Source organism: Streptomyces sp. NPDC014870, assembly GCF_043081505.1.
GTDB lineage: Bacteria > Actinomycetota > Actinomycetes > Streptomycetales > Streptomycetaceae > Streptomyces.
In genome coordinates, this window is the sequence record NZ_JBIBWQ010000015.1 from 90,113 (window position 1) to 113,256 (window position 23,144).

At 72.2% G+C, this 23,144-nt stretch carries 22 protein-coding genes; 8 read left to right on the forward strand and 14 right to left on the reverse strand.

Translation table 11 applies throughout. The annotated features are described in order from the left end of the window. Positions 1-516 carry a dUTP diphosphatase gene (gene dut, locus ACF09C_RS35190; protein WP_362012322.1) on the reverse strand — a complete coding sequence of 172 codons (516 nt, stop codon included), beginning with the start codon at positions 514-516 and terminating at the stop codon, positions 1-3. After that, the gene (locus tag ACF09C_RS35195; protein ID WP_392097455.1) at positions 516-1,100 is read right to left on the reverse strand and encodes a PaaI family thioesterase; all 585 of its coding nucleotides are present in this window, start codon (positions 1,098-1,100) and stop codon (positions 516-518) included. Before ACF09C_RS35195 ends, dut begins: the two co-directional genes overlap by 1 nt. A gap of 58 nt (positions 1,101-1,158) precedes the next feature. Between ACF09C_RS35195 and ACF09C_RS35200 the strand changes: the two genes are divergently transcribed. Beyond that, a complete protein-coding gene (locus tag ACF09C_RS35200) occupies positions 1,159-1,656 on the forward strand; it encodes a DUF3093 domain-containing protein (protein WP_392097457.1) in 498 nt (165 codons plus the stop codon). Positions 1,657-1,690: 34 nt separating this feature from the next. Here the strand turns inward: ACF09C_RS35200 and ACF09C_RS35205 are convergent, their stop codons facing one another. The 4 genes from ACF09C_RS35205 to ACF09C_RS35220 all read right to left on the reverse strand — a co-directional run bounded on the left by ACF09C_RS35205 (position 1,691) and on the right by ACF09C_RS35220 (position 5,265). Beyond that, entirely contained in the window at positions 1,691-2,668 is a 978-nt protein-coding gene (locus tag ACF09C_RS35205; RefSeq protein WP_392097458.1) for a hypothetical protein, read from the reverse strand. A gap of 12 nt (positions 2,669-2,680) precedes the next feature. Beyond that, a complete protein-coding gene (locus ACF09C_RS35210; protein ID WP_003955561.1) occupies positions 2,681-2,977 on the reverse strand; it encodes a DUF4193 domain-containing protein in 297 nt (98 codons plus the stop codon). 394 nt (positions 2,978-3,371) lie between these two features. After that, positions 3,372-4,607 carry a sensor histidine kinase gene (locus tag ACF09C_RS35215; protein WP_392097459.1) on the reverse strand — a complete coding sequence of 412 codons (1,236 nt, stop codon included), beginning with the start codon at positions 4,605-4,607 and terminating at the stop codon, positions 3,372-3,374. 4 nt (positions 4,608-4,611) lie between these two features. Beyond that, the gene (locus ACF09C_RS35220) at positions 4,612-5,265 is read right to left on the reverse strand and encodes a response regulator transcription factor (RefSeq protein WP_362414573.1); all 654 of its coding nucleotides are present in this window, start codon (positions 5,263-5,265) and stop codon (positions 4,612-4,614) included. A gap of 410 nt (positions 5,266-5,675) precedes the next feature. Between ACF09C_RS35220 and ACF09C_RS35225 the strand changes: the two genes are divergently transcribed. Next, positions 5,676-5,849 (forward strand): hypothetical protein, encoded by a 174-nt coding sequence (locus ACF09C_RS35225; protein ID WP_361967377.1) that lies wholly within the window; start codon positions 5,676-5,678, stop codon positions 5,847-5,849. Between the two features lie 76 nt (positions 5,850-5,925). On the opposite strand, the gene ACF09C_RS35230 is transcribed toward ACF09C_RS35225, so the two are convergent. Both ACF09C_RS35230 and ACF09C_RS35235 read right to left on the reverse strand, forming a co-directional pair. Beyond that, entirely contained in the window at positions 5,926-6,756 is an 831-nt protein-coding gene (locus ACF09C_RS35230; RefSeq protein ID WP_392097462.1) for an inositol monophosphatase family protein, read from the reverse strand. Positions 6,757-6,764: 8 nt separating this feature from the next. Continuing rightward, on the reverse strand, positions 6,765-7,892 hold the full coding sequence (locus ACF09C_RS35235; protein ID WP_392097464.1) for a ferrochelatase: 1,128 nt from the start codon (positions 7,890-7,892) through the stop codon (positions 6,765-6,767). 170 nt (positions 7,893-8,062) lie between these two features. Between ACF09C_RS35235 and ACF09C_RS35240 the strand changes: the two genes are divergently transcribed. Next, positions 8,063-9,325, forward strand: coding sequence for an MFS transporter (locus tag ACF09C_RS35240; RefSeq protein ID WP_392097466.1), 1,263 nt, complete (start codon positions 8,063-8,065; stop codon positions 9,323-9,325). Then, positions 9,264-10,604, forward strand: a complete 1,341-nt coding sequence (locus tag ACF09C_RS35245) for a D-arabinono-1,4-lactone oxidase (RefSeq protein ID WP_392097468.1) — start codon at positions 9,264-9,266, stop codon at positions 10,602-10,604. Before ACF09C_RS35240 ends, ACF09C_RS35245 begins: the two co-directional genes overlap by 62 nt. 19 nt (positions 10,605-10,623) lie before the next feature. Here the strand turns inward: ACF09C_RS35245 and ACF09C_RS35250 are convergent, their stop codons facing one another. Beyond that, positions 10,624-11,427 (reverse strand): hypothetical protein, encoded by an 804-nt coding sequence (locus ACF09C_RS35250; protein WP_392097470.1) that lies wholly within the window; start codon positions 11,425-11,427, stop codon positions 10,624-10,626. A gap of 417 nt (positions 11,428-11,844) precedes the next feature. On the opposite strand from ACF09C_RS35250, the gene sepH reads away from it, so the two are divergent. Next, positions 11,845-12,909, forward strand: a complete 1,065-nt coding sequence (gene sepH / locus ACF09C_RS35255; protein WP_392097471.1) for a septation protein SepH — start codon at positions 11,845-11,847, stop codon at positions 12,907-12,909. Between the two features lie 111 nt (positions 12,910-13,020). On the opposite strand, the gene ACF09C_RS35260 is transcribed toward sepH, so the two are convergent. Then, on the reverse strand, positions 13,021-13,857 hold the full coding sequence (locus tag ACF09C_RS35260; RefSeq protein WP_392097473.1) for a sulfurtransferase: 837 nt from the start codon (positions 13,855-13,857) through the stop codon (positions 13,021-13,023). Between the two features lie 288 nt (positions 13,858-14,145). On the opposite strand from ACF09C_RS35260, the gene ACF09C_RS35265 reads away from it, so the two are divergent. Continuing rightward, complete coding sequence (locus ACF09C_RS35265) at positions 14,146-14,922, forward strand: VOC family protein (RefSeq protein WP_392097475.1); 777 nt, start codon at positions 14,146-14,148, stop codon at positions 14,920-14,922. An 85-nt stretch (positions 14,923-15,007) separates the two neighbouring features. Here ACF09C_RS35265 and ACF09C_RS35270 read toward each other — a convergent pair whose 3' ends face one another. The 3 genes from ACF09C_RS35270 to ACF09C_RS35280 all read right to left on the reverse strand — a co-directional run bounded on the left by ACF09C_RS35270 (position 15,008) and on the right by ACF09C_RS35280 (position 20,265). Next, positions 15,008-16,402, reverse strand: a complete 1,395-nt coding sequence (locus ACF09C_RS35270; protein WP_392097476.1) for a polysialyltransferase family glycosyltransferase — start codon at positions 16,400-16,402, stop codon at positions 15,008-15,010. A 2-nt stretch (positions 16,403-16,404) separates the two neighbouring features. Next, the gene (locus tag ACF09C_RS35275) at positions 16,405-17,370 is read right to left on the reverse strand and encodes a glycosyltransferase family 2 protein (RefSeq protein WP_392097478.1); all 966 of its coding nucleotides are present in this window, start codon (positions 17,368-17,370) and stop codon (positions 16,405-16,407) included. 168 nt (positions 17,371-17,538) lie between these two features. Continuing rightward, positions 17,539-20,265, reverse strand: a complete 2,727-nt coding sequence (locus ACF09C_RS35280) for a YfhO family protein (RefSeq protein WP_392097480.1) — start codon at positions 20,263-20,265, stop codon at positions 17,539-17,541. Positions 20,266-20,571: 306 nt separating this feature from the next. Between ACF09C_RS35280 and ACF09C_RS35285 the strand changes: the two genes are divergently transcribed. Together ACF09C_RS35285 and ACF09C_RS35290 are read left to right on the forward strand one after the other, a co-directional pair. Then, a complete protein-coding gene (locus ACF09C_RS35285) occupies positions 20,572-21,822 on the forward strand; it encodes an MFS transporter (RefSeq protein WP_392097481.1) in 1,251 nt (416 codons plus the stop codon). A gap of 57 nt (positions 21,823-21,879) precedes the next feature. Then, a complete protein-coding gene (locus tag ACF09C_RS35290; protein ID WP_392097483.1) occupies positions 21,880-22,314 on the forward strand; it encodes a heme-binding protein in 435 nt (144 codons plus the stop codon). A 29-nt stretch (positions 22,315-22,343) separates the two neighbouring features. On the opposite strand, the gene ACF09C_RS35295 is transcribed toward ACF09C_RS35290, so the two are convergent. Next, positions 22,344-23,141, reverse strand: coding sequence for an ABC transporter permease (locus ACF09C_RS35295; protein ID WP_392097485.1), 798 nt, complete (start codon positions 23,139-23,141; stop codon positions 22,344-22,346). Between the last annotated feature and the right edge of the window lie 3 nt (positions 23,142-23,144).

Consider the following 23,144-nt stretch of genomic DNA (forward strand, 5'->3'; position numbering starts at 1 on the left):
TCACTGTCCTTCCCGGTCGGATACGACCGAAGCGTATCGATTCCCACCCGTTGTGCCGTCCACGGCGGCATGACCGCCGGTGGACCCGAAGCCCCCCTCGGCCCGCGCCGAGCCGGGAAGCTCCGCCACCTCGTGGAAGCGCACCTTCTCGACCTGCTGGACGACCAGTTGGGCAATCCGGTCGAACCGCTCGAACCGCACGCTCTCGCGCGGGTCCAGATTGACCACGATCACCTTGATCTCTCCACGGTACCCGGCATCCACCGTCCCTGGGGCATTCACGAGTGCCACTCCGCACCGAGCGGCCAGGCCGGAGCGGGGGTGCACGAACGCGGCGTAGCCGTCGGGGAGCGCGATGGAGACCCCGGTGGGCAGCACGGCCCGCTCACCGGGGGCCAGGACGGCCGCCTCGGTGGTCACCAGATCGGCCCCGGCGTCGCCGGGGTGGCCGTAGGCCGGGATGGGCACGTCGGGGTCGACGCGGCGGATCAGGACGTCGAGAGGGGGGTTGCTCATCAGGGGTTCACCTCGAAGGCGCGGGCGCGCCGGACCTGGTCGGGGTCGGACATGGCGGCCTGGATCTCCTCCGGGCGGCCGTTGTCGATGAAGTGGTCGACCTTGACCTCGATGAAGAGGGCGTCGGCGCGGACGGCGACGGGGCCTTCGGGCCCGCCGATCCGGCCGACGGCGGTCGAGTAGATCTTGCGCCCGTGCACGGCGGTGACCTCGGCCTCCAGGTGCAGGACGGTGCCGACGGGAACGGGCCGGGCGAAGTCCGTCTCCAGGCGTCCGGTGACGGCGATGACCCGCAGCAGCCAGTTCAGGGAGCCGAGGGTCTCGTCGAGCGCGGTGGCGAGGACGCCGCCGTGCGCGAGGCCGGGGGCGCCCTGGTGGTCGGGGGTCACCGTGAACTCGGCGGTGACGCGCACACCCTCGCCGGCCCGCGCCTCCAGGTGCAGCCCGTGGGGCTGCCCGCCGCCGCACCCGAAGCAGTACGCGTAGTGCGCGCCGAGCAGCTCGCCCGGGGCGGGCGCGTCGGGGTGGCGTACCGGCGGTATGGCGTCGGCCGGCGGGGTGAGGGCAGGAGATGTCGCGGTCACAGGCGCAGACCTTACCCGCGAGTCCGGGCGCCGGTCGCGCCGTGCCAAGCTTGGACGCATGCAGCCTTCCGCCTCCTCCCCCGTTCCGCCTGCCGCCGCGGCCTCGGAGCCGCGTTTCGACGAGCGGCTGACCGCCCCGGGATCCTGGTGGGTCATCGCGGCTCTGCTGGGCCTCAGCGGCGGCCTGGTGACGTTCCCGCTGGGCACGGTCCCGTTGCTGGGCGGTGTGATCGCCGCGGGTGCGCTGGCGGCGGTGGCCGTGTCCTCGTACGGCTCGGCGCGGATCCGGGTGGTGGCCGGTTCGCTGGTCGCGGGCGACGCGCGGATCCCGGCGTCGGCGCTCGGGACGCCGGAGGTGCTCGACGAGGAGGAGGCGCGCGCCTGGCGCACCTTCAAGGCCGATCCGCGCGCCTTCATGCTGCTGCGCAGCTATGTGCCGCGGGCGGTCCGGATCGAGGTCACGGACCCCGCGGACCCGACCCCGTACGTCTACCTCTCCAGCCGCGACCCGGAGGGTCTGGCGGCCGCGATCGAGGCGGCCCGCGCGGAGGGCTGAGCCGGCCCGCGCCCGCCGCACCAGGGGTCGGCGGCTAGAAGCCGATCTGCTTGGGGTTCTCGGGCTGCTCCAGCGGGGGCAGCCCCTCCAGGGCGTCCCAGGGGACCTGTCGCGCCCGCAGGTCCTTGCGGACGTGCTGGGCGAGCTTCCTGGTGTCCCGGCGGTTCATCACGGCGCCTACGGCCGCGCCGACCATGAACGGCATGAGGTTGGGCAGGTTGCGCACCATGCGCTTCATGATCTGCTGGCGCAGCTCGCGCTTGAGCTGTCCGCCGAGCGCCGCGTTCACGGTGGTCGGCTTGGTGGGGTCGATGCCCCGCTCCTCGGTCCAGGACGTCAGATAGGCGGTCGACCGCTGGGTGATACCGCCGGGGGGCCTGAGTCCGTACACCTCGTGGAGTTCGGCGATGAGCTTGAGCTCGATCGCGGCGACTCCGGTGATCTCCGCGGCCAGCTCGGCGGGCATGGCCGGGGGTACGGGCAGCATGGCGGCCGCGCCGACGCCGGCGCCGACGGTCGAGCTGGCGTTGCAGGCGCCCGTGACGAGTTTGTCGGCGATCTGCTCGGGGCCGAGCCCGGGGAAGTGCTTGCGCAGGGTCGCCAGGTCCCGGACGGGAACGCGCGGGGCGATCTCGATGATCCGGTCGGCGAGGTAGCCGATACCCGCTCTGGCGCTCTCGCCGCCGCGCTTCACGCCGCGTTTGACGGCGTCGATCCGCGCGCGGTCGAGTTTCATACGGTCCAGCTGGGCGCGCGCCGGGTCGGCGACGCGTTTGGCGAGGCGGCCGCCGCGTGAGGCGTCCCGCTCCTCCGGTTCCGGAGCCGTGGCTGCTTCGAGCGAGGCCGAGGGGCCTCGCTCGTCGTCACGTGCGCCGAGGGAGGGCAGGAGGGCGGTCTGCTCGGCCGGCGCGGCCTCCTGGGCCACGTCGGCCGCGTTCGAGCCGCCCTGGTACGTCTCCGGCCTCCCAGGAAGCCGGAAGCGTCGCTTCCGAGACGGTGAGTCGCCTGCCACGGTCGACCGATCTCAGTCGCAGTCGCGGCAGATCGGCTGGCCGTTCTTCTCCCGAGCCAGCTGGCTGCGGTGGTGCACGAGGAAGCAGCTCATGCAGGTGAACTCGTCGGCCTGCTTCGGCAGGACCCGGACGGCCAGCTCCTCGTTCGAGAGGTCGGCCCCGGGCAGCTCCAGGCCTTCGGCGGCCTCGAACTCGTCGACGTCGACCGTCGAGGTCGACTTGTCGTTCCGGCGGGCCTTCAGTTCCTCAAGGCTGTCCGAATCGACGTCGTCGTCGGTCTTGCGTGGGGTGTCGTAATCCGTTGCCATGTCGCTCTCCCCCTCTGGGTGGTTGCGGTGTCTCCAGCGCACGTAACGCGTGAGAGGCCGGACTTGTGCCCGACCCGAGGCGGAGATTTTGCCTCACATCAAGGTCTGTTACTCAATCGACACCCAACCGGCCCTCTCACGAGTGATCGGCGTTGGGTGGCGAACCGGACCGTACACGGTCCTCCTGCCGCCCTTCACGGGCGCCACCCCGTGTACTTCCCGTCATCCAGGGCCCGGGAAACCCGGACTTTTCCGGGTTTTCCCATGAATTCTCGATCACGGAGAGTAGAGCGCCGGATGCGCGTCCCTGTGATCGATCACACACGTGCGTCTCAGGAACGGGACCCGGGAATTCCGCGCAAAGCGAACGGAACCGGTTGGTACTCGAAGTGTGTCAGATCGGCAGAGTGACACGCATCACGAGACCGCCGCCTTCGCGGGGCTCCGCGATGATACGGCCACTGTGGGCCCGCGCGACGGATCGGGCGATCGACAGGCCGAGTCCGACGCCCTTGTCGCTCCCGGTCCGCTCCTGCCGGAGCCTTCTGAACGGCTCGAAGAGGTTGTCGATCTCGTACGCGGGAACCACGGGACCCGTGTTCGAGACGACGAGGACCGCCTGACCGTGCTCGGTCGCGGTGGTGACCTCGACCCAGCCTTCCTCCGGCACGTTGTACCGCACGGCGTTCTGGACCAGGTTCAGGGCGATCCGCTCCAGGAGCACGCCGTTGCCCTGCACGACGGCCAGGGCGCGCTCGCCACGGATCTCCACGCCCTTGGCCTGGGCCTCGGCGTGCACCTGGTCGATGGCGCGCGAGGCGACCTCCGCGAGGTCGACCGGCTTGCGCTCGACGATCTGGTTGTCGCTGCGGGCGAGCAGCAGCAGGCCCTCGACCAGCTGCTCGCTGCGCTCGTTGGTGGCGAGCAGGGTCTTGCCGAGCTGCTGGAGCTCGACCGGCGCCCCGGGGTCGGAGAGATGGACCTCCAGGAGCGTGCGGTTGATCGCCAGCGGGGTGCGGAGCTCGTGCGAGGCGTTGGCGACGAACCGCTGCTGGGCGGTGAAGGCCCGCTCCAGGCGCTCCAGCATCTCGTCGAAGGTGTCCGCGAGCTCCTTCAGCTCGTCGTCCGGGCCGTCCAGCTCGATCCGGCGCGCCAGGTCGGAGCCGGCCACCTGGCGGGCGGTCCGGGTGATCCGGCCCAGCGGGGACAGGACGCGGCCGGCCATGGCGTAGCCGAAGGCGAAGGCGATGATGCTCAACCCCATGAGGGCGAACAGGGAGCGCCGCAGGAGGTCGCCGAGCGCCATGTCCCGCTGGTGCTGCAGACAGGCCGAGACGGCTTCGTTGAGCTGCTCGCCGGTGCCCTGGACGGGGAGCTGGCACCAGGAGGTGGTCGGCTGGACCTTGCCCTCGACGACCTTGAAGGGCAGCTCGGACGCGCTGTCGCCGAGGGCCTGCGCGGTGAAGAGGTAGATGATCGACAGCAGCAGGATGCCGGCGATCAGGAACATGCCGCCGTACAGCAGCGTGAGCCGTATCCGGATGGTCGGGCGGAGCAGGGGCCTGACCGGGTCCCTCGGGTCCCAGGTCGGCTTCGGGGGCGCCTGTGGGTGCGCCGGTGTCGAGGCCACCGCGTCAGATCCGGTAGCCGGAGCCGGGCACGGTGACGATGACCGGCGGCTCGCCCAGCTTGCGGCGCAGGGTCATGACCGTGACCCGTACGACGTTGGTGAACGGGTCGGTGTTCTCGTCCCAGGCCTTCTCCAGGAGCTGCTCGGCCGAGACGACCGCGCCCTCGCTGCGCATGAGGACCTCCAGGACCGCGAACTCCTTCGGCGCGAGCTGGACCTCCTTGCCCTCGCGGAAGACCTCGCGGCGGTTCGGGTCGAGCTTGATGCCCGCGCGCTCCAGGACGGGCGGCAGGGGCACGGTGGTGCGGCGGCCGAGGGCGCGCACGCGCGCGGTGAGCTCGCTGAAGGCGAAGGGCTTCGGCAGGTAGTCGTCGGCGCCGAGCTCCAGGCCCTCGACACGGTCGCTGACGTCGCCCGCGGCGGTGAGCATCAGGATCCGGGTGGGCATGCCGAGCTCGACGATCTTGCGGCAGACGTCGTCGCCGTGGACCAGCGGAAGGTCGCGGTCGAGGACGACCACGTCGTAGTCGTTCACCCCGACCCGCTCCAGGGCGGCGGCGCCGTCGTACACGACGTCGACGGCCATGGCCTCCCGGCGCAGTCCGGTGGCCACCGCATCGGCGAGCAGCTGCTCGTCCTCGACGACGAGTACGCGCACGTCGGTCATTCCTTCCTGTGGGCCCCTGCCCTCAACGCGGACCGGGCGGTCTGAGCACTACTCCGAGCACTGACTGTGCGTGTCCATCCTGCCCCGTACGCGCGTAAACCGGCTGTAAGACGGCCTGCGGGAGGCGGGCCCGGGGCGTCACGGAAGGTGGGGGGCGTACGGAAGCACGGCGGGGGCCAGAGGGGGGCGTGCGAAGAATTCACCTTGTTCTCGGGCCAGTTGAGGTTTCTCTGAGGAAACAGCTGGGGAGGACGTCTGCACACCCCGTGATCACACTCTGCTTCGTGGCACGCGTACGTGGCCGCCACTGGCCGCTCTGTCCCCCCAGAGGCTCGCAGCGTGTGGTCCACCCACCCTCGGCACACCCCCGTGCCAACGACCCATGACGAGGGGGCGCAACCATGGACGCTTTCACCGCAGGACTGCTGCAGCGCATAAGGACCGCGCAGACCGACCTCACACGGGCACGCGAGACGGGCGACGACTTCCTCGCGGAGGTCGAGCAGGCCGAGCTCGACGACCTGCACCGACTGGCCGCCGAGCACGGCGTGGAGGTCGGCGCCGCCAGCGTCTGACCTCGTGCGGAGAGGCCCCGGTGTCCACAGCACCGGGGCCTCTCCGCATGTCCGGACCCTGGCGGGCACGGGGCGCTCAGTCGTGCCAGGCCCCGAGCTCCTCCAGGAGCGTCTGGAGGGGCTCGAAGACGCCCGGCGGGGCCGCGACGGCCAGTTCGCCCGACGGGCGCTCGCCGGGCCGTCCACCGGTCAGGGCGCCCGCCTCCCGGGCGATCAAGTCCCCGGCGGCGAGGTCCCAGGGGTTCAGGCCCCGCTCGTAGTAGCCGTCGAGCCGGCCGGCGGCGACGTCGCAGAGGTCGATGGCGGCCGACCCACCGCGCCGGATGTCACGCAGCCGCGGGATCATCCGCTGGGCGATGTCGGCCTGGTGGGCACGGCGGGTCTGGACGTAGGCGAAGCCGGTGGAGATCAGCGCCTGGTCCATCGGGGGCGCGGGGCGGACCGCGAGGCGGCGCTCGCCGTCCGGGGCGGTGACGTACGCACCGCCGCCGAGCACCGCCCGGTACGTCTCGTTCCGCATCGGTGCCTCGACGACGCCGATGAGGGTCTCGCCGTCGCGCTCGGCGGCGATGGAGACGGACCAGGTCGGCAGCCCGTAGAGGTAGTTCACGGTCCCGTCGAGGGGGTCGATGACCCAGCGGACGCCGCTGGTGCCGGGGGCCGCGGCGCCCTCCTCGCCGAGGAAGCCGTCGTCCGGCCGGTGCTCGGCGAGGAAGCCGGTGATCAGCTTCTCCGCCGCGATGTCCATCTCCGTGACGACGTCGATGGGGCTGGTCTTGGTCTTGGCGACCGCCAGGTCGTCCGGCCGGCCGTCACGCAGCAGCGCGCCGGCCAGGCGTGCCGCCTCCAGGGCGAGGCCGAGCAGCTCGGTCGACAGGGCGTCGTGCGGTGCGGGGTTCTCGGTCACGGGGCTCCTCAGGCGTACGGGCTGTCGGCGCCGGCCGCGGCGGGTCGCTCCGCGCGGGCGGGGCAGCAGCCGATCGGGCAGAGGTCGTGGGAGGCGCCCAGGCTGCCGAGCGCGCAGCGCTCGACCCGGGCACCGCGCTCGCCCGCCGCGCGCTCCAGGACCAGGTCCCGTACGGCGGCGGCGAACCGGGGGTCGGAGCCGACGGTCGCGGAGCGGCGCACCGGCAGGCCCAGCTCGGCGGCCTTCGCGGTGGCTTCGGTGTCGAGGTCGTAGAGGACCTCCATGTGGTCCGAGACGAAGCCGATCGGGACCATCACCGCGGCCGGGGCGCCGGCGCCGTGCAGCTCCTCCAGGTGGTCGCAGATGTCCGGCTCCAGCCACGGGATGTGGGGGGCGCCGCTGCGCGACTGGTAGACGAGCTTCCAGGGGTGGGCGACACCGGTCTCCTCGCGGACGGCGTCGACGATCACCCGGGCCACGTCCAGGTGCTGGCGCACATAGGCGCCGCCCTCCCCGTGGTCCCCGAGGGGGCCGGAGGAGTCCGCCGCCGAGTCCGGGATGGAGTGCGTGGTGAAGGCGAGGTGCGCCTCGGCCCGGACGGACTCGTCCAGCTCGGAGAGCGAGGTGAGCACGCCCTCGACCATGGGGCGGACGAAGCCGGGGTGGTTGAAGTAGTGCCGGAGCTTGTCGACGCGGGGCAGCGGCAGCCCCTCCGCCTCCAGCTCCGAGAGCGCGTCGGCGAGGTTCTCGCGGTACTGGCGGCAGCCGGAGTACGAGGCGTAGGCGCTGGTGGTGAGGACGGCGATGTGGCGCCGGCCGTCGGTGACCATCTCCCGCAGGGTGTCGGTGAGGTACGGCGCCCAGTTCCGGTTTCCCCAGTAGACCGGCAGGTCGAGGCCGGCCCGCGCGAAGTCCTCGCGCAGCGCGTCGAGCAGCGCGCGGTTCTGGTCGTTGATCGGGCTGACGCCGCCGAACAGGAAGTAGTGCTGCCCCACTTCCTTCAGCCGTTCCTTCGGGATGCCTCGGCCGCGCGTCACGTTCTCCAGGAACGGGACCACGTCGTCCGGGCCCTCGGGGCCGCCGAAGGAGAGCAGCAGAAGGGCGTCGTACGGGGCGGGATCGTGCTGATCGGACATGGCACCGATCCTCCCACCCTTCCCCCGCCCGCGGCGGGGAGGCCCCGGTGGTCGGCCTTCGACGGCCCTCGGTCCAGCCCGACCGAAAAAGTGGCTGCGGCATCCAGTTCAAAGCCGTAGGCTTTAGCTATTAATTACACGTTTGAGTCGCAGCCCGCCCGGAGATCACCTTGCCCAGTCCCTACCGCGCGATCTTCGCGGCGCCCGGCACCGCGTCGTTCTCCGTGGCCGGTTTCATCGGCCGGATGCCGCTGTCCATGATGGGCATCGGCATCGTCACCATGATCTCGCAGGTCACCGGCCGTTACGGCCTCGCCGGCGCGCTCTCCGCGACCATGGCGATGTCGGCCGCCGTCCTCGGCCCGCTGGTCTCCCGGCTCGTCGACCGGTACGGCCAGCGCCGCGTCCTGCGCCCGGTCACCCTCGTCTCGCTCGTCGCCGCCGCAGGGCTGCTGCTCTGCGTGCAGCAGAAGGCCCCGGACTGGACGCTGTTCGTCTTCACCGCGGTCATCGGCTGCGTGCCGAGCCTCGGTGCCATGACCCGGGCCCGCTGGGCGTCCATCTACCGGGGCGAGGCCCGCCGGCTGCACACCGCGTACTCCTGGGAGTCGATCGTCGACGAGGTGTGCTTCATCTTCGGCCCGATCATCTCCATCGGTCTGTCGACGATCTGGTTCCCCGAGGCGGGCCCGCTCTTCGCCGCCGTCTTCCTGGCGATCGGCGTCTTCTGGTTGACCTCGCTGCGGGCCACCGAGCCCGCGCCGCACCCCAAGGACGCCCACTCCGGCGGCTCGGCGCTCCGCTCCCCCGGCCTGCAGGTCCTCGCGCTCGCCTTCGTCGCCACCGGCGCGATCTTCGGCTCGGTCGACGTGGTCACCGTGGCCTTCGCCGAGGAGCAGGGCCACAAGGCCGCCGCCAGCCTGGTCCTCGCGGTCTACGCGCTGGGCTCCTGCCTGGCCGGTGCCGTCTTCGGGCTGCTGCACCTCAAGGGCGAGCCGTCCCGCAGGTGGCTGGTGGGTGTCGTCGCGATGGCCGTGAGTATGATCCCCCTCCTACTGGCCGGGAACTTGCCGTTGCTGGCCGTGGCGCTCTTTGTCGCGGGCCTCTCCATCGCACCGACGATGGTGACCACGATGGCCCTCGTCGAAGCACACGTACCGCGCACACAACTGACCGAGGGCATGACCTGGACAGGGACCGGGCTGGCGATCGGTGTGGCGCTCGGCTCCTCGGCCGCCGGCTGGGTGGTCGACGCGTCGGGTGCGGAGGCGGGGTACGTGGTGCCCGTCGTCTCGGGCGCGCTCGCGGTCGCGGTGGGTCTCCTGGGGTACCGCCGGCTACGCAGGCCGGTGCCGACGCGGGAGGGGCAGCGTGAGCACGAAGCCGAGAACACGGTGGACGAGCACGAGGGCGGCGAGCAGCCCGTGGCGTAACTGGGCCGGGAACGTCACCTCCCGCCCCGCGCGGGAGGTGAGCCCCGCCTCGGCCGACGAGCTGGCCGAGGCCGTCAGGGCGGCCGCCGCCGAGGGGCTGCGGGTGAAGACGGTCGGCACCGGCCACTCGTTCACCTCGATCGCCGCCACGGACGGCCTGCTCGTCCGGCCGGACCTGCTGACGGGCATCCGGCGGATCGACCGCGAGGCGATGACCGTGACCGTGGAGTCCGGCACTCCGCTCAAGCGGCTCAACGTGGCGCTGGCACGCGAGGGCCTGTCGCTCACGAACATGGGCGACATCATGGAGCAGACGGTCGCCGGGGCCACCTCCACCGGGACGCACGGCACCGGCCGCGACTCCGCCTCGATCGCCGCGCAGATCCGGGAGCTGGAGCTGGTCACCGCGGACGGCGGACTCCTGACCTGTTCCGAGAAGGAGAACCCGGAGGTCTTCGCGGCCGCCCGGATCGGGCTCGGCGCACTGGGCGTGGTCACGGCGATCACCTTCGCCGTCGAGCCGATATTCCTGCTCACCGCGCGCGAGGAGCCGATGACCTTCGACAGGGTCACTTCGGAGTTCGAAGCGCTGCACGCGGAGAACGAGCACTTCGAGTTCTACTGGTTCCCCCACACGGACAACTGCAACACCAAGCGCAACAACCGGAGCGCGGGCCCCGCGGCCCCGCCCGGCCGTGTCGGCGCCTGGATCGACGACGAGCTGCTGTCGAACGGCGTCTTCCAGCTCGCGTGTTCGGTGGGCCGGGCGGTGCCCCCGGTGATCCCGTCGATCGCCAAGGTCTCCAGCCGTGCCCTGTCGGCCCGTACGTACACCGACATCCCGTACAAGGTGTTCACCTCCCCGCGCCGGGTGCGCTTCGTGGAGATGGAGTACGCCCTGCCGCGCGAGGCTGCCGTCGCGGCGCTGCGCGAGCTGAAGGAGATGGTCGAGCGTTCGCCGCTGAAGGTCAGCTTCCCGGTGGAGGTGCGGACGGCGCCCGCCGACGACATCGCGCTCTCCACGGCCTCGGGCCGCGAGACGGCGTACATCGCCGTGCACCTCTACAAGGGCACGCCCCACCGCGCGTACTTCACCGCGGTGGAGCGCATCATGACCGCGCACGGCGGCCGACCGCACTGGGGCAAGGTGCACACGCGGGACGCGGCGTACTTCTCCGAGGTCTATCCGCGCTTCGCCGAGTTCACCGCGCTGCGCGACCGGCTCGACCCCGACCGGCTCTTCGCCAACGACTACCTGCGCCGCGTCCTGGGCGACTGACGGTCCACCAGGTGGTATGTCACCCGGCGGGCGTTCCGGCCTGCTCCGGAGCGCCCGCGCCGGTGGACGGTGTGTCCGTCGGGGGCGTCGTGGGCGTCGTCGGACCGCTGGGGGTCGGGGTCGGCGTGGGGGTCGGCGGCGGGGTCGGCGTGGGCGTCGGGTCGCCGCCGGCGTCCGAGGGGGTGGGCGTGGGGTCGGGGGTGCGATTCCCGGAGTCGGGCGTCCCGCCGTCGGTGGGAGCGCCGCCACCCTTCTCCTGCTGGTCCTGCCGCTGTTGGGTGGGCTCGTCACGGGACGGCTGCTGCTCCTTCGCCTCGCCGCCGCGTCCGACGACCGTGCCGAAGGTCGTCGTCCCCTTCGTGCCGCTGAAGTCCTGATCGGAGATCAGCTCGTAGGCGGTGATGCCGCCCATGGCGACCACGAAGACGAGCGCGGCCCCGACGGCCGACCGCTTCCAGCCCCGGACGCGGGTGCCGTGCGTGGTCGCCTCGCTGAACTCCTCGTCGTACGGGGGTACGGCGGGCCCGCCGACGGTCGTGAGCAGTTGGGTGCGGTCGGGCGCGGGGAGATCGACCCGGACCCTGGACGGCTCGGCATGGACGGTGACCTCCCGGATCTGCTCGCCCGTGCGCTTGAAGACGTGCTGGAAGATCGAGCCGCCGCAGGTGGCGATGACACTGATCACACCGGCGCCGAGGATCGTGCCGTACACACCGAGCGTGGAGGCGAGTTTGGCCGCCACGACGGCGGCGACCGCGGAGCCCGAGACCTGAGCGACGCTCAGGTCGAGCTTCTTCTTCTCACCGTTCTTCTCCTGCTCCATACCCACAAGGGACAAATGGGCGAAGTGAATAGTTCCGTTTCCGGGGTTTCTGTGAAGAGCGCCACGTGCGGTCGGAGATCACGGAGACTCAACTCCCGTACCTCCGGAGAAGTTGAGCGGCGCGCCGGTCCACCCAGGTGGCCCGAATGGAGTACTGTGGCGATCCCTGGGTCCGGGCTCCCTCATGGGTACCGGGTCACGGGGAGGGGGCCGAACGTGGCACTCGAACCGGCGGTGCCGCGGCACCGCACGATCGCCCACTGCGGAGCGTGACCGTCCGTCACTCTGCGTCGTAGATGGGTAACCGTGCCATAACGGCGTTCCAGGGTCCATGCCCGACACGCCGGGCAACTCGGCAAGGTTGTGGCAGGCTGCACCCGGGCAGGCCACACTCGACTAGCGGAAGCAGCGACGCACGTGACGTCGGCAGGCACCACCCGGGAGGTCCCCATGCCCGAACTGCGTGTCGTGGCCGTCTCCAACGACGGCACACGACTGGTGCTGAAGGCTGCTGACAGCACGGAGTACACGCTTCCGATCGACGAGCGGCTGCGCGCCGCCGTGCGCAACGACCGCGCGCGGCTCGGTCAGATCGAGATCGAGGTGGAGAGCCACCTCCGCCCGCGCGACATCCAGGCGCGGATACGTGCCGGTGCCTCCGCCGAGGAGGTCGCCCAGCTCGCCGGCATCCCCGTCGACCGCGTACGGCGCTTCGAGGGCCCCGTACTCGCGGAGCGGGCGTTCATGGCCGAGCGGGCCCGCAAGACGCCCGTGCGCCGGCCCGGTGAGAACACCGGACCGCAGCTCGGCGAGGCGGTGCAGGAGCGGCTGCTGCTGCGCGGCGCCGAGAAGGACACCGTGCAGTGGGACTCCTGGCGCCGGGACGACGGCACCTGGGAGGTCCTGCTCGTCTACCGCGTCGCCGGTGAGGTGCACACGGCGAGCTGGACGTACGACCCGCCCCGGCGGCTCGTCCAGGCCGTGGACGACGAGGCGCGCGCGCTGATCGGCGAGACCGACGACACCCTCGCGGCCGCGCCGGAGCCGAGCTTCCCGTTCGTGCCCCGGATCGCCCGGCTGCCGCGCGACCGGCCCCTGGACCGCACGCTCGACCGTCAGATCGAGCGCCCGGCTCCGGTGCCCGAGCCCGAGGAGGAGCGGGACTCGCTGACCAGCCTGCTGGAAGCGGTACCCAACTTCCGGGGCGACATGGTCGTCCCGGACCGGACCACCGAACCGGCCTCGACCGAGCCCGGCGAGGAGCCCGAGGCCGAGGAGCCCCCGGCTCCCGCCGCCTCGGCGGGGGCGGGATCGGCCTACGCCGACGTCCTGATGCCCCGCGCGGTCTCGGGCCACCGCGACCGCCTGACCGGCACCACGGACCGCCAGGCGGAAGCGGACGGCGTCCGCCCTGGCCGCCGCGCGGCGGTCCCGAGCTGGGACGAGATCGTCTTCGGTACGCGAAGGAAGAAGCAGGACTGACGCCCGTACAGCCGGACGGCCGGACGGCCGGACGGAACACGTCATACGGAGAAGGGGCTCGCGCCGGGATCGGTGCGAGCCCCTTCGGCTTGTCGACTCTCGGCCTGTCGGCTACTGCGGGTCCGGGCCCTTGGCCACCGGGCGCGCGGGGTCGTTGGACCATTCCGACCAGGAGCCCGCGTAGAGGGCGGACGGGATGCCCGCGATCGCCAGGGCGAGGACCTCGTGCGCGCCCGAGACGCCGGAACCGCAGTAGACGCCGACCAGGCCGTCCTCCTGGGCGCCGAGCCCGTTGAAGCGGGCCGCCAGCTCCCGCGCGGGCAGGAAGCGGCCGGTCTCGTCCACGTTCTCCGCCGTCGGGGCGGAGACCGCGCCCGGGATGTGACCGCCGACCGGATCGATCGGCTCCACGTCACCGCGATAGCGCTCCGCGGCCCGCGCGTCGAGCAGCAGGCCCGTGCGGGCCAGGGCCGCGGCGGCGTCCGCGTCGAGCAGCCCGACCTCGCTCGGGCGCGGCGCGAAGTCGCCGGGCTCCGGGCTCGGGGTCTCCTTCGACAGCTCGTGCCCTGCCGCCGTCCAGGCCGCGAGGCCGCCGTCGAGGACCCGTACGTCCGTGTGCCCGGTCCAGCGCAGCAGCCACCAGGCCCGCGCGGCACCCCAGCCGAGCCCGCCGTCGTAGACGACGACCGGCGTGCCGGCGGAGACACCCGCCCGGCGCATCGCCGCACCGAAGACCTCCAGGTCCGGCAGCGGGTGACGGCCGCCCGAGCCGGGCGGAGCGGCCAGTTCCGCGTCCAGGTCGACGTAGACCGCGCCGGGCACGTGCCCGGCCTCGTAGTCGGGTCGTCCGGGCGGGCCGCCGAGCTGCCAGCGGACGTCGAGGAGCACCGGGCGGCGCGCCGCGGCCAGGTCGCTCGCGAGATCGCTTGCGGAGATGATGGGCTTCATGGGTGCCATCCTCGCGCAGCCCGCGCCTGAACGGACCACGGCCTAGACCTCCCCGGGAGACCGCCGGGCCGCGGGAAACCGGCGCGGCCGAGGCGCGCGCGGCGCCCGTCGGTGCGAGCATCGTGCACGGGCGCGCCCGAGGGGCGTGTACGGGGCGTGGTCGGCGGGCAGGAAACCCGCTGCGGAAGCCGAGACATCCCCAGGGCCCCCGCTCCCACCCCGCCCGCACGGATGCGTGCGCCCGGGTCCCCCGCACGGCCACGACGATGGTCCGAGGAGAGAGTGACGATGACCGAGGTGACTCGGCGCACACCCGGTACACCCTCTTGGGTGAGCTTGATGGTGCATGGGCTTGACGCGACGCGGGAGTTCTACGGCGCGCTCTTCGGCTGGGAGTTCGTCCCCGGTCCGCAGCAGCTCGGGCCGTACGACCGTGCCCTGCTCGACGGCAAGGAGGTGGCGGGCATCGGCCAGCTGCCGCCCGACCGGCACCTGCCGGTCGCCTGGACCACGTACCTGGCGACCGACGACGCCGACGAGGCCGCGGAGACCATCCGCTGCTGCGGCGGCACGGTCGCCGTCGGCCCGCTCGACGCGGGCGAGGCCGGCCGCCTGGTGATCTGTTCGGACCCGGTCGGCGCCGTCTTCGGCGTCTGGCAGTCCGGGGCGCACCGCGGCACGGCGACCGCCGGGACGCCCGGGACGCCGGTCTGGAACGAACTCCTGACGTACGAGACCTCGGCGGTCGCGAAGTTCTACCAGACGGTGTTCCGGTACGAGGTCGAGCCGGTCGTCTCCGCCGACTTCGACTATCTGACCCTCCACCTGGACGGACGCCCGGTGGCGGCCCTGCACGGCGTCGGCACCGCGCTCCCCCGTGACCGGGGTCCGCACTGGATGACGTACTTCGAGGTCGCCGACACGGACGCGGCCGCGCGGCTCGTCACCGAGCTGGGCGGCCAGGTCATGCGGCCGCCCAGGGAGGGCGCGACGGGGCGGATGGCGCTGGTGGCGGACCCGGAGGGGGCGGTCTTCACGATCGTCCACTCGGCGGCAACGGCCTGACGAGCGCAGTCGGCGGAGGCCCCGCGGTCTCGGGCCTCGCCGTGTTCGGGCCTCGTCGTGCGGCCCCGCCGTTCAGCCCCGTCGTTCAGCCCTTGCCTGTGCGGATCAGGCTCCGGCGGAGTCGGGAGGACGCCCCGACGCGCGGGGCCGGGCCGCCGCCGGGCAGACCGAGCTGGGTCAGCCGTTCGGCGTCGAAGTAGCGCGCCATGTCCGCGTCGCCCCTGTGGGCGTCGAGGAAGCGGGCGGTCTCGTCCCGAAGCAGGGGGTACAGCTTGGGCTGCATGCAGTGGCCCACGGCCCGGACGAGCGGGGTCAGCGTCTCGGGGCCAGCGCCCGGGACGGCCGGTCCCGCGCCGGTCTCCAGGTCGGGCACGATGTGGTCCACGACGGTCAGCGGCACCCGGTTGCTGTTCTCGACCGGCTTCAGCCGCTCCAGGACCGTGCCGGTGCCCACGCGCGCGATCGGCACGCCGTAGTAGACGGACGCGGTGACCATCGCGGTCGAGAAGCAGCCGACGACAAGGCGGGGCCGGCACCGCTCGTAGAAGGTCTCGGCGAGCAGCGGGCCGTCCAGGACCGTCAGCCGTACGCCGGCCTCCTCGGCCGCCTCGTTCAGCGCCGTCGAGTAGCGGGCGGGCGCGGTCGGGTGCGGCTTGAAGATCACCGACGTGTGCCCGGCCGCCGCGGCCCCGCGCATCATCCGGATGTGCAGCTCCTCCTCCTCGTCGGCGGTGAGGATGTCGAGCGCCGCGAGGTACTGGCCGAGGAGGAGCGCGGTGGGCTCGGCCGCGACCGCCTCGGTCAGCGTCCGGTCGCCCTCCGCCGCCTCGGCGATCTCCGCGAGGACCCCGCGGAAGGCGTCGTCCGGGACGAGCTCGGGCTCGACCCCGTACTCGGAGAGCAGCAGCGGGCGCAGGCCGGGCACCAGGTCGAGGTGGAGCAGGCGTCCGATCCGGCAGGCGATCGACTGCGGCAGCTCCTCGCGGGTCGGGCCGTAGCTCATCAGGCCGTCCGCGTAGACCTGGACGGTGGACTCGGCGAAGACGAAGGCGAGCGCCTTGGCCGGGTTGACCTGGATGGACTCCACGATCAGCTCGACGGGGGCGTCCCCGAGGTCCCAGGCCGTGCGGAAGACCCGCTGCCAGAGCGGGGCCTCCTCGGTGCGCGGCGACCAGGTGGCGGGGTGGTGCGGCTGGATCGCCTCGTTCCAGTCGACGACCTCGTCGAAGCGGGTGGCGATCCGGTCGTAGCCGGTCATCGTCTCCATCCGCAGCGCGGTCTCGGGGATCGCGGCGTTGTTCGAGACGAGCAGGATCCGGCGGGCGTCGGCGGCGGCGCCGAACTGGCCCGCGTCGATCGCCGCGGCGAGGGTGGCGGCGCCGTAGAGCGTGGACACCTCGAAGATCTGGATGCGCGGCTTCGCCGTCGTCGTACGCGGTTTCGCGGCCGTGGTACGCGGGTTCGCGGGCGTCGCGGTCATGATCAGGCGGTCCTTCCGGTGGCGCGCAGGCCGCGGAGCAGGGTGCTGCGCGCGGTGTCCATCGTCGCGAGGGTCTCGTCGAGCACCTGCTGCGGCATCCGGCGCAGGGCGTCGGTCACGTTCTGCTTGAGCCGCTTGGTCACGGCCGGTTCGTACTGGTCGGCCTTGCCCATGTGGAAGGCGATCATGGCGCAGTACGTGCGCACCGCCTTCGGCAGGAAGCGGTCGGCGTCGCGGTCGGCGGAGACCTCCTCCAGGAGGAGGTCGTACGAGGGGATGAAGTCGAGCTGGCGGTTGTCGGTGATCTGGGTGAGCGAGGTGGTGACCCCGCGCCGGTAGAAGACACCGTGGACGCTGAGGGAGGCGTAGGTGGCGGCGTTGAGGTGCAGGCGCCAGATCCAGAGCCGGTCCTCGGCGGTGCGCAGCTTGGTCTCGAAGCGCGAGCCGCCGTTCTCGAAGAGCCGGCCGCTGTAGACGCCGAAGGGGACGAAGGGGTAGTCGACCATCGTGATCATGCTGGCGGGGGCGATGCCGTCGCGCGGGTCCATCACGGTCTCGCGCTGCTTCGCGGGCGCGTAGCGGATGGCGCGCTTCGTGCCGGTCGACAGGACGTGGTCGGTGCGGGCGAAGTCGCAGCCGAGGGCGTCGATGCCGTCGACCATGGCGCGCAGGTGGCCAGGCGCGTACCAGTCGTCGCCGTCGAGGAAGGTGAGGTAGTCGCCGGTGGCCGCGTCGATCCCGGTGTTGCGCGCCTGGGCCACGCCGAGGTTCGTCTCGTGGCGGATCACCCGGGCGTTCGGGATCCGGTCCCGCCACCGGTCCAGGACGTGCGGCGTCTCGTCCGTCGAGCAGTCGTCGACCAGCAGGAACTCGAAATCCGGGTCCGCGTTGCTCGCGAGGCTGCGCATGGTGTCGGAGGCATAGCTCCCGACGTTGTGGAACGGCACGATGACGGACAACTTGGGCACTCGGACATCCCCACACTCAAGCCGGACGAACAGAAGAGCAGACGAACGGACCAGCGGACGAACAGATCGGCGGATCGGCGGACGGGCGCGCGTCCGCTCGGCGGACGAGCGGGCTCGCGGCGACGTTCACCTGGGCGAACGCCGGTCGGACGGGCAGCGTAGCCACCGTCATTTCCCGTCCGACGAGCCGGACGCGGACTCCAGGTGAACTCTTGACGCCCTCCTGGCGAACCGGCCCCGGAATCCGAGCGCGAGCAGAACGAGCAGGGCGACGGCCCCGATCGCACCGCCGGCGCGCAGCCCCGGCGGCCGGAACGAGCACGTGATCGATGTCGTCGCCGAGTCGAGCGGTACGGCGAGGAAACCGAGGTGGCGCTGGGCGGGTTCGGGGGCCGCGTCGCCCGCCGCGCAGCTCCAGCCGGAGATGCGCGGTACGGCGATGACGGCGGTGCCCGTGCTGCCGGGCGGGAGTTCGGCGGTCAACGTGCGACCGGAGACCTCGACGTCGGTGGCGCCGGTCGCGGTCAACTCCCGTACGGCGGTGTCGAGTCGCTTCTGGTCCAGGCAGCCGATGGGCTGCCGCGGCAGGGCCGGCCGCTCGGAGCCGCGCAGTTCGATCGTGACGGAACCGGAGGCGGGGACGGTGCCCAGGGTCTTCATCGGGCCCTGCACGGCAGGAAGTCCGCCGAAGAAGGAGACGGGCCGCCCGCCGGCCAGGGTCGCGTGGGCCTTGAGTTCGGGCGCCCAGAGCCAGACGCCGGAGCCGGCCGGGCAGGAGGCCGTCAGGGTCGTGGCACCGCCGGGACCGTCGGTGCGCCGGACCCGCTCCGGAACGGTGTAGACCCGCGAGCCGAGCAGCAACTCCTGGTTGGCGAAGGCGGAATCGCCGAAGCCGCTGCCGGTGTCGGACTCGGTGCCGGTACCTGTGCCGGTGCCGGTGCCAGTCCCGGTGTCGGTACCGGTCCCTGCCCCCGCCCCTGCCTCTCTCCCGCTCGCGGGCAGCCGTACGTCCGGACGGACCGTCACGAGCGGCGGCACGGGTGTGTCGGTGACGGTGATGTCCGCCTCGGGGAGGGCGTCGGTCGTCACGCGGTTCGTGGGCGTGGACCGCATCCGGGTGCCGACGGAGAAGATCGCGTCGGTGACCGGGTTGTCGAGCGTGGTCAGATGGCGGCCCTTGGCCCAGAAGCCGAAGCCGAGCGCGGAGAGGGTCTCGTTGTACGACTCCGCGGTGAGGCTGGAGTAGTACTCGGAGCTCTGGCCGCCGACGAGCAGGACGTCGTTGCCGCCCGGCAGTTCGCCGGGGTCCGTGCGGTGGCGTGGCCAGCCGTCGCTGTCGGCGACGGCCCGCCGTACGTCCTCCTGCCAGGGGCCGACGCGTGGGGACCAGTGGACCTGGTTCAGCGACTGTTCGGCGATCCTGCCGCCCGTGACGGCGGCCTCGCCCGCCTGGGCGACGACGAGGAGGACGACGGCGAGGGCGGGCAGGACCTTGACGCCGACCCCGTACCGCCGGGCGAGCAGGACGGCGACGGCGGCGAGCGCCGCGAGGGCCAGGGCGGCGGCGAAGGCCGGGTAGGTCCAGCGGTCGACGACGAGGCTGCCCCGGGCGGCGAAGGCGAGGGCGGCGAGCACGGCCGCCCCGCCGAGGAGGGCGGGCAGCGGGGGCAGCCCGCGGGCGGTGGAGAGCCAGGCAGCGATCAGCAGCAGCCCGCAGAGCACGAAGGTCTGCCGGTACGGGATGCCGTTGGGCGAGGCGCCCGCGTGCCAGAGGAGGTGGGTGGGGCCCCATTGCAGGGAGAGCGCGACCAGGACGATCGCGGCCGTCCAGGCGAGGCGGGTCCTGAGCGCCACCGTGCCGTTGAACGGCAGCGCGAGCGCGAGCGCGAGCGCCGGGGTGCCGATGAAGAGGGCTGGGCTCGCGACGCTGGCCGTGGCGGGCAGCAGTCGGGCGAACACCTCGGTCCAGGCGACGGCGGTGAACGTCACCTCGGGCGTCGGGTCGGCGGTCTTGGTGGCGGTGTAGATGACCAGGACGAGCGGGGTGGCGAGGCCGATGCCGAGGAGGACCGAACGGGAGGCGCGCAGCAGCCCGGCCAGTCGACGGCGGGCCGGTCCGCTCTCGGTGAGCAGGCGGACCGTCAGGACGACGGCCGCGCCGAGGGTCGCCATGTACGCGGTGTAGAAGTTGGCGTACCAGGCCAGGGCGACGACGAGCGGCCCGAGGACGGGCCTGCGGCCGCCGCGGGCCCACTCGCCCACGAGGCAGAGAAGGGGGAAGGCGAGCAGTCCGTCGAGCCACATCGGCACGGTGGTGCCGTAGTTGAGCGTCCAGCCGCAGAGCGCGTAAGCCGCGCCAAGGACGGCCGCGACCTGCCAGGGGCCCCGGCGGAGCCGGAGGAGCAGGACGGCCATGGCCGCGCCTGCGGCGGTGATCTTGGCGGCGGTGATGACGTAGAGGGCGAGTTCGATCCGGTCGGCGGGAAAGAGCACGACCAGCAGGTCGAACGGGCTGCTCAGATACGTGCCGTAGTCGCCGAGGAAGTTCGACCCGAAGCCCGCGCTCCAGTTGAGGAACAGGTCGCCGTCGGCCTCGCCGAGCAGGAGTCGACGCCAGTGGGCATGGAAGGGCAGGTACTGCTGGCCGAGATCGACGGTGTTGCGGGTGGTGGGCCCGAACGGATGGTGGCCGGCGACGAGTCCACCGAGGCCGAGGACGAGACAGGTCAGCAGGGTGGCAGCGGCGGCCGCCCGGACGCGGATGCTGCGCCGGACCCGGGCGAGGAAACGCTGCTCGCGGGGTCGGCTCCCGCCGCTGTCCGGAGCGCCCGGACGCTCGGCCTCCGTGCGCGCGCCTTCGCCCCGGTCGGGCACGGTCTCGGCAGCAGGGGGCACACGTCCTCCGGGGTGTCTCGCGCGGCGCGCGGTTGCGCGTAGGCCCGGTGTTCACGTCCACGTCACGGGCAGAGAGCCATTACCGCCGAGCCGGACGACTCGCGTCCGATCAGCAGGCGGTCTTCCGGCACACCCGAGGTGAACACGAGGTGTTGCGACAGGGCCCAACAGGCGCGGGGAACCCCGCGTACGGCAATACCGCACCACCCCCGCCCGCAATACCCACCGCTTGCACTTAACCCGCGTATGCAATTATTGTCGAAGCAAGCAAGAACCCCCTGCAAGCATTCTGGAAGGTGCTCCACCATGCCTCTCGCGCTCCTGGCCCTCGCCATCGGGGCCTTCGGGATCGGCACCACCGAGTTCGTGATCATGGGCGTGCTTCCCCAGGTCGCCGGCGACTTCGGTGTCTCCATCCCCACGGCCGGCTGGCTGGTGACCGGCTACGCCCTCGGTGTCGTGTTCGGCGCCCCGCTCCTGACCGTGCTCGGCACGAAGGTGTCCCGGAAGAAGATGCTCCTCTTCCTGATGGGCCTCTTCGTCGTCGGCAACCTGCTCTCCGCCGTCGCGCCGTCCTTCGGCATGATGCTGGCCGGCCGGGTCGTGGCCTCGCTCGCCCACGGCGCCTTCTTCGGCATCGGCTCGGTCGTCGCCGCGGACCTGGTCGCCCCGGAGAGGAAGGCGTCCGCGATCTCCCTGATGTTCATGGGCCTGACCGTCGCCAACATCGTCGGCGTCCCGCTCGGCACGTACATCGGCCAGGCCGCCGGCTGGCGCGTCACCTTCGCCCTCGTCGCCGCGCTCGGCGTGATCGGCTTCCTCGGCGTGGCCAGGCTCATCCCCGCGAACGCGACGGGGCGGCCCGGGACCGCGAACGTCCGCACCGAGTTCGCCGCCTTCAAGAACGTGCAGGTCTGGCTGGCCATGGCGATGACCGTCCTCGGCTACGGCGGTGTCTTCGCGGCCATCACGTACATCACGCCGATGATGACCGAGGTCGCCGGCTACACCGAGGCCGCCGTGACCTGGCTGCTCGTCCTCTTCGGCATCGGCATGTTCCTCGGCAACCTGCTCGGCGGCAGGTTCGCCGACCGCGCCCTGATGCCCATGCTGTTCGTGTCGCTCGGCGCGCTGTCCCTGACCCTGCTGCTCTTCACGGCCACCGCGCACCACAAGGTCCTCGCCGCGATCACCCTCACCCTGATCGGCGCCCTCGGCTTCGCCACCGTGCCGCCGCTCCAGAAGTGGGTCCTGGACCAGGCCAAGCAGGCCCCGACGCTCGCCTCGGCCGCCAACATCGGCGCCTTCAACCTCGGCAACGCCCTGGCCGCCTGGCTCGGCGGTGTCGTCATCGCCGCGGGCCTCGGCTTCACCGCCCCGAACTGGGTCGGCGCGCTGCTCTCCGGTACGGCGCTGCTCCTCGCCTTCCTGGCCGCCTTCCTGGACCGCCGCACGCGGACCGCGACGGACTCGGCCGAAACCGACACCACCACCGACATCGACACCGAGACCGGCCGACCCCAGGCCACCGCGCCGGTACCGGCTGGCCTGCACTGACCTCCCGCAACTCCGTACTCCCCCAACTCCCCCTCACCGAAGAAGGAAGACAGCACCATGAGCACCACCGCCCCCGCCACCATCACCCCGCTGACGACCCAGGACGCCGAGATCCTGCTCTCCGCCGCGCGCCGCGCCGCCGAGGACGCCGGGGTCACCGTCAGCGTGACCGTCCTTGACGCGGGCGGCCACCTGCTCGCCTTCCGCCGCGACGACCGCGCCGTCCTGATCTCCGGCGAGACCAGCACCCGCAAGGCGTACACAGCCCTCCAGCTGAACGCCCCCACGGCCGACCTGGTCGACCTGGTGAAGCCGGACGGCCCCTTCCACAGCCTCACGACGGCCCTCGACCGCCCGCTCCTCTTCATCGCCGGCGGCCTGCCGGTCCACCGCGACGGCCGCCTGATCGGCGCCATCGGCGTCGGCGGCGGCGCCCCGGAACAGGACCACGGCTTCGCCTCGACGGCCGTGGAGGCGCTCGCGGCGCGGTAGCCCCGCCGGCCGGCGGGGGCCCTGACTCCCTAGGCCAAGGACGTGCGACGGGCCGCTCTCCGAGCCACGATGAGCATGAAGCCCGAGCTCACCAGGAACCACGACGCGCCCACCGCCAGCTCGGCCCAGAGCTGCGTCGGGTCCCATGAGCCGGTGCCCGTGCCGGGGGCGACGAGCTTCATGAGGTGCGTCAGCGGAAGGGCGTCGCTCAGCGGATGCAGGAAGCCGGGAAGGTGTTCCTGGGGCACCAGCGTCCCCGACAGCACCATGAGGACGAGTTCGGCGGCGTTCGGGCCGACGAACAGGTCCTCGATCAGCAGCGCGAGGGCGGACAGTCCGAGCCCGAGCCCGGACGTCGTCACCACCCCCACGGCGAGAAGCCCGCAGAACGCGGCGATGCCGAGGGGGAAGGTGCCGTACAGCAGGCAGCACACCACGTACGTGCACAGCCCGCCGACGAATCCGTCGACGACATGCGGCAGCGCCCGCTGGCACGCCGCGGCCAGCTTGTTCTGCGGGGACGCCAGCCAGCCGCCGAGCGTGCCGAAGGAACGCTCGTTGCCGACCGCGAGCGCCATCCCGTAGAGAACCGCTCCGGCCCCCGCCAGCAGGCTCGCACCCACCAGCATCCTGCCGGTGCCCGCGCCGTAGTAGGACGACAGGGACGTGAAGGCGATGGCCATGCCGATCGGCCTGACGACACGGGAGCTGAGGTACCCGAGCGGGTTGAGCCAGGTGAACAGCGCCCGGTAGGAGAGGGCAGCCCCACGCAGCGTGTCGTAGGGACCCGTCCAGGTCCGCCGCGGGGAAGGGGTTCGCGTCGCCACGGG

Coding starts and splice junctions, on each gene's coding strand:
- ACF09C_RS35225 (WP_361967377.1), top strand. CDS start 5,676: ATGGACGCTTTCACCGCAGGACTGCTGCAGCGCATAAGGACCGCGCAG.
- ACF09C_RS35210 (WP_003955561.1), bottom strand. CDS start 2,977: ATGGCAACGGATTACGACACCCCACGCAAGACCGACGACGACGTCGAT.
- ACF09C_RS35260 (WP_392097473.1), bottom strand. CDS start 13,857: ATGAAGCCCATCATCTCCGCAAGCGATCTCGCGAGCGACCTGGCCGCG.
- ACF09C_RS35235 (WP_392097464.1), bottom strand. CDS start 7,892: ATGTCCGATCAGCACGATCCCGCCCCGTACGACGCCCTTCTGCTGCTC.
- ACF09C_RS35250 (WP_392097470.1), bottom strand. CDS start 11,427: ATGGAGCAGGAGAAGAACGGTGAGAAGAAGAAGCTCGACCTGAGCGTC.
- dut (WP_362012322.1), bottom strand. CDS start 516: ATGAGCAACCCCCCTCTCGACGTCCTGATCCGCCGCGTCGACCCCGAC.
- ACF09C_RS35290 (WP_392097483.1), top strand. CDS start 21,880: ATGAGCACCACCGCCCCCGCCACCATCACCCCGCTGACGACCCAGGAC.
- ACF09C_RS35270 (WP_392097476.1), bottom strand. CDS start 16,402: ATGACCGCGACGCCCGCGAACCCGCGTACCACGGCCGCGAAACCGCGT.
- ACF09C_RS35200 (WP_392097457.1), top strand. CDS start 1,159: ATGCAGCCTTCCGCCTCCTCCCCCGTTCCGCCTGCCGCCGCGGCCTCG.
- ACF09C_RS35285 (WP_392097481.1), top strand. CDS start 20,572: ATGCCTCTCGCGCTCCTGGCCCTCGCCATCGGGGCCTTCGGGATCGGC.
- ACF09C_RS35265 (WP_392097475.1), top strand. CDS start 14,146: ATGACCGAGGTGACTCGGCGCACACCCGGTACACCCTCTTGGGTGAGC.